Source organism: Bradyrhizobium sp. 62, from assembly GCF_023073035.1.
GTDB lineage: Bacteria > Pseudomonadota > Alphaproteobacteria > Rhizobiales > Xanthobacteraceae > Bradyrhizobium.
In genome coordinates this window covers 1,218,627-1,222,315 of sequence record NZ_JADPIT010000015.1, presented here as the reverse complement: position 1 = coordinate 1,222,315, position 3,689 = coordinate 1,218,627, and the positions used below count along the sequence as shown (strand labels likewise).

Annotated in this window: 6 protein-coding genes; 3 read left to right on the top strand and 3 right to left on the bottom strand. The window is 64.9% G+C overall.

The window, feature by feature from the left end; all coding sequences use genetic code 11:
• Nucleotides 1-65: 65 nt before the first annotated feature.
• Nucleotides 66-782, top strand: a complete 717-nt coding sequence (locus IVB47_RS16410; RefSeq protein WP_247463189.1) for a M15 family metallopeptidase — start codon at nucleotides 66-68, stop codon at nucleotides 780-782.
• Between the two features lie 45 nt (nucleotides 783-827).
• Nucleotides 828-1,598, top strand: a complete 771-nt coding sequence (locus tag IVB47_RS16405) for a type II CAAX endopeptidase family protein (RefSeq protein WP_247435007.1) — start codon at nucleotides 828-830, stop codon at nucleotides 1,596-1,598.
• Between the two features lie 192 nt (nucleotides 1,599-1,790).
• On the opposite strand, the gene IVB47_RS16400 is transcribed toward IVB47_RS16405, so the two are convergent.
• Nucleotides 1,791-2,714: an AEC family transporter gene (locus IVB47_RS16400; RefSeq protein WP_027567308.1), complete on the bottom strand. Its 924-nt coding sequence runs from the start codon at nucleotides 2,712-2,714 to the stop codon at nucleotides 1,791-1,793.
• A gap of 3 nt (nucleotides 2,715-2,717) precedes the next feature.
• Nucleotides 2,718-3,209, bottom strand: coding sequence for a Holliday junction resolvase RuvX (gene ruvX, locus IVB47_RS16395; RefSeq protein WP_027567307.1), 492 nt, complete (start codon nucleotides 3,207-3,209; stop codon nucleotides 2,718-2,720).
• A gap of 47 nt (nucleotides 3,210-3,256) precedes the next feature.
• Here ruvX and IVB47_RS16390 point away from each other — a divergent pair, with 47 nt between their 5' ends.
• Nucleotides 3,257-3,472: a hypothetical protein gene (locus IVB47_RS16390; RefSeq protein WP_247462628.1), complete on the top strand. Its 216-nt coding sequence runs from the start codon at nucleotides 3,257-3,259 to the stop codon at nucleotides 3,470-3,472.
• Here the strand turns inward: IVB47_RS16390 and IVB47_RS16385 are convergent.
• The coding region (locus tag IVB47_RS16385) for a LysR substrate-binding domain-containing protein (RefSeq protein WP_247462626.1) at nucleotides 3,459-3,689 on the bottom strand (231 nt) is incomplete at its 5' end. The two genes, IVB47_RS16390 and IVB47_RS16385, sit on opposite strands and share 14 nt — an antisense overlap.

Here is a 3,689-nt window from a genome sequence, read left to right as displayed (position 1 = left end):
CAAGCCCGGCCATGACGACTGGGATGCATTTCGTGAAATCAATTCTGGCAGCGTTCCTGGCGCTCATGACGATCAGCACCGCCCACACCCAATCGCTTCCCGGCGGTTTCGTCTATTTGCGCGACATCGACCCCAGCATCATCCAGGACATCCGCTACGCCACCTCGAACAATTTCGTCGGCCGTCCGCTCGCCGGCTACGGCGTCGGCGAATGCGTGGTGAAGCGGGAGATTGGGCTGCGGTTGAAGGCGGTGCAGCAGGAACTGGTGGCGCAAAATCTCTCGCTGAAAATGTTCGACTGCTACCGGCCGGCGCGGGCCTCGCTCGACATGGTCAGGTGGTCGCAGAACGGCCAGGAGACGGTTGCCGAGCGGCGCTACAATCCCAAAATTCCCAAGACCGAGCTGTTCCGCCTCGGCTACATCGCAAGCCGCTCGCAGCATTCGACGGGCGCCGCGCTCGATCTCACGCTGGTCGATCTCAAGGCGGACAATTCAGGCAAATACGACCCGTCAAAGGCCTACGCCGACTGTACCGCGCCGGTCGAGGCGCGCCCGCCCGAGGGCAGTGTAGACATGGGCACAGGTTACGACTGTACCGACGTGAAAGGGCACACCGCCGCGCCAACGGTCAGTCCGGACCAGCGCGCCTGGCGCAAGCGGCTCGTGGCTGCGATGGCGAGGCAAGGCTTTGTGAACTATGCAAAGGAGTGGTGGCACTTTTCACTGCCGGGGGCGGGCGGGGCGGCCTATGATTTTCCGATTCCGCCGCGGATGAAGTAGATCGCAACCGACGCGCCCGGAATGCCTCCCAATGAAAGCGCTTTGATGGATTCGCTCAATCCCGATCATCCGCCGCCGACCGTGACGCCTGCGCACGAGGCGCCGCGCGTCTGGAAATTCTGGGGCACGGCGCTGTGGGGGATCGTTATCTTCGCTGCAATGTTCGTCGGGCAGATCGGCGCCATCGTTCTGCTGGCGGTGCAGCGTGGCCTGCCGATGGACCTCGCCTCGCTTCAGCTCGTCGGCGGCGAGCCGCAGGCGCTCGCGCTGTCGGTGATACTGGGCTTGCCGGCGACACTGGCTGCGGTGTGGCTTGCCATCCGCATCAAGAAGGCCTCCTTCGTCGACTATCTCGCGCTACGCTGGCCGTCCTGGAAGCAACTCCTGTTCGGCGCGGTCGGGCTTGTCCTGATCGTCGTGGCCTGGGAGACGATGTCGCGGAGCCTCGGCCGCGAGGCCACGCCGGGCTTCATGACCGATCTGTTGAAATCTGGTCGCGACAAGGGCGCAGCCTTCTTCCTGCTGTTCGCCTTCAGCGTGGCAGCGCCGATGTCGGAAGAGGTTTTGGCGCGCGGCTTCCTCTATCGCGGCTGGTCGGCGAGCTTCCTGCGCGTGCCCGGCGCGATCATCCTGTCGTCGCTGCTGTGGACGGTCGTGCACCTGCAATACGACCTGTACTTCCTCGCCGAGGTCTTCTCCATCGGCCTGTGGTTTGGCTATATGCGCTATCGCAGCAGCTCGCTCTGGCTCACGATCGTGCTGCACGCGCTGAACAATCTGACGGCGGTGGTGCTGACGATGTGGCTGGGGAGCTAGCCCGACGGTCGCCCAAGTTGGGACATGATGGCTTCCTCCAATTTTCCGCATTGCGAGCGAAGCGAAGCAATCCAGGCTGCGGCGAGCGAAGCGAAGCAATCCAGAATCTGTCCGCGGAGAGACTCTGGATTGCTTCGTCGCAAGGGTTCCTCGCAATGACGAGAAGGAGAGCTGCGCTCGCAATGACGAATTCTAGGCCACCAGCGCGATCACGATCGGCATCGTGATCGCCGCCAGGATCGTCTGCAGCGTGATGATCTGCGCCAGTAGCGGGGCATCGCCGCCCATCTGTCGGGCCAGCACATAGGCGCTGGTGGAAGTCGGCACGGCGGCGCAGATCGCGACGATGGCGAGGCTGTCGCCGGACAGTCCGAACCAGACGGCGAGCACCAGGGCGACCACGGGCATCAGCACCAGCTTGAACACCACGCCGATAGCGGCGCCTGCGCTGGGGCGGAGCAGGCCTTCAAGATGCAGGCCGGCGCCGGTGACGAGCAGGCCGATGGCGAGGGAGGAGCGGCCGAGTGCGTCTGCCACCTCATGCCAGATCCTGGGCAGCGGCAGGTGGATGACATTGATGACGAGACCGATCACGCAGGCCCAGATCAGGGGATTGCGGACAACCGTCATGACGATCGCGCGCGCGGATTGCTTCTCCGGAGCGGCGTAGTGCGCGAGCACCGCCACGCTGAGGACGTTGACCAGCGGAATGATCGCCACCATCGCGACGGAGGCGAGCGCCAGCCCGACCTCGCCGAACATATTGGCGGAGACGGACAGCGCCACATAGGTCTGCCAGCGGATCGCGCCCTGGAAGATCGAGGTGAAGGCGGGGCCGTCGATATCGAGACGCGACAGGGCCGGGCGGAGCGCGAGGCAGAGCAGCGACATCGCGAGCGCGGAGAGCAGCAGCGCGCCGCCGACGCCGGCGACCGGCACCCTGGACAGGTCGGCCTTCACCAGCGTCTGGATCAGCAGCATCGGAAACAGCACGAAATAGGTCAGCCGCTCCAGCCCGTTCCATTGCGTGTCGAGCCGCATCAGGGTGCGCTTCAGCACCACGCCGAGCACGATGAGGATAAAGACGGGAAGGAGCGCCGCGATCACGACGGCCATGGATCAGCCGGGCCCCGGGGCTGCGCGCAGATTGGCGAGGCGGTCGAGCGCGCCTTGCAGGATGAAGATCGCGGCGTGCTCGTCGATCACTTCGGCGCGCTTGGCGCGGCTGACGTCCATGCCGATCAGCTCGCGCTCGACCGCGGCGGTCGACAGACGCTCGTCCCAGAGGCCGATGGGCAGCGCGGTCAGGCCGGCGAGGTTGCGGGCAAACGCCCGGGTCGATTGCGCGCGCGGGCCTTCGCTGCCGTCCATGTTGATGGGCAGGCCGAGCACGAAGCCGACGGCCTTACGTTCACTGGCAATCGCGAGCAGCCGGGCGGCATCCTGCTTGAACGCCTTGCGCTGGATCGTCTCGACGCCGGTCGCTAACCGACGGTCCGGATTGGAGACGGCAACGCCGATGGTCTTGGTACCGAGATCAAGGCCGACCAACCCGCCGCGTTCGGGCCAGTGGGTTGCAGCATCGACGAGAGGCAGGATAAGAGCCGGCATGGGATCAGCGCATATCACGCGTCAGGCTGCGGAGTGAACCTGTAACTATGGATGCGCTGACATTATTCGGCTTGGTCGCCGTGACAGCGATGCTGGTCACTTACGCCCTGGAAGACCGCAGCCACTGGTTCGTGCTGCTGTTCGCTATGTCCTGCGTGCTCGGTTCGGCTTACGGCTTCCTGCGAGGGGCCTGGCCGTTCGGCGTGGTCGAGGCGATCTGGGCTTTGGTTGCGTTGCGGCGCTGGCATCTCAGGCCGCGATGACATCGTCGTCTTGCTTCAGGCAGGCGGCAAATCCGTTCAGCGCACTGGTTTGATGTCCGGCACGACGCTGGATGAAGAGCGTCTCGACGTGCGCGTGCGAATGGCTCAGCACGTGGATCGATACGCTGCCGTTGATCGCACTGCGTTCGACCACGGCGCGCGGCAGCAGCGTCACGCCCATGTCGGCGGCGACACAGCCGATCATGCCGTCGAGCGT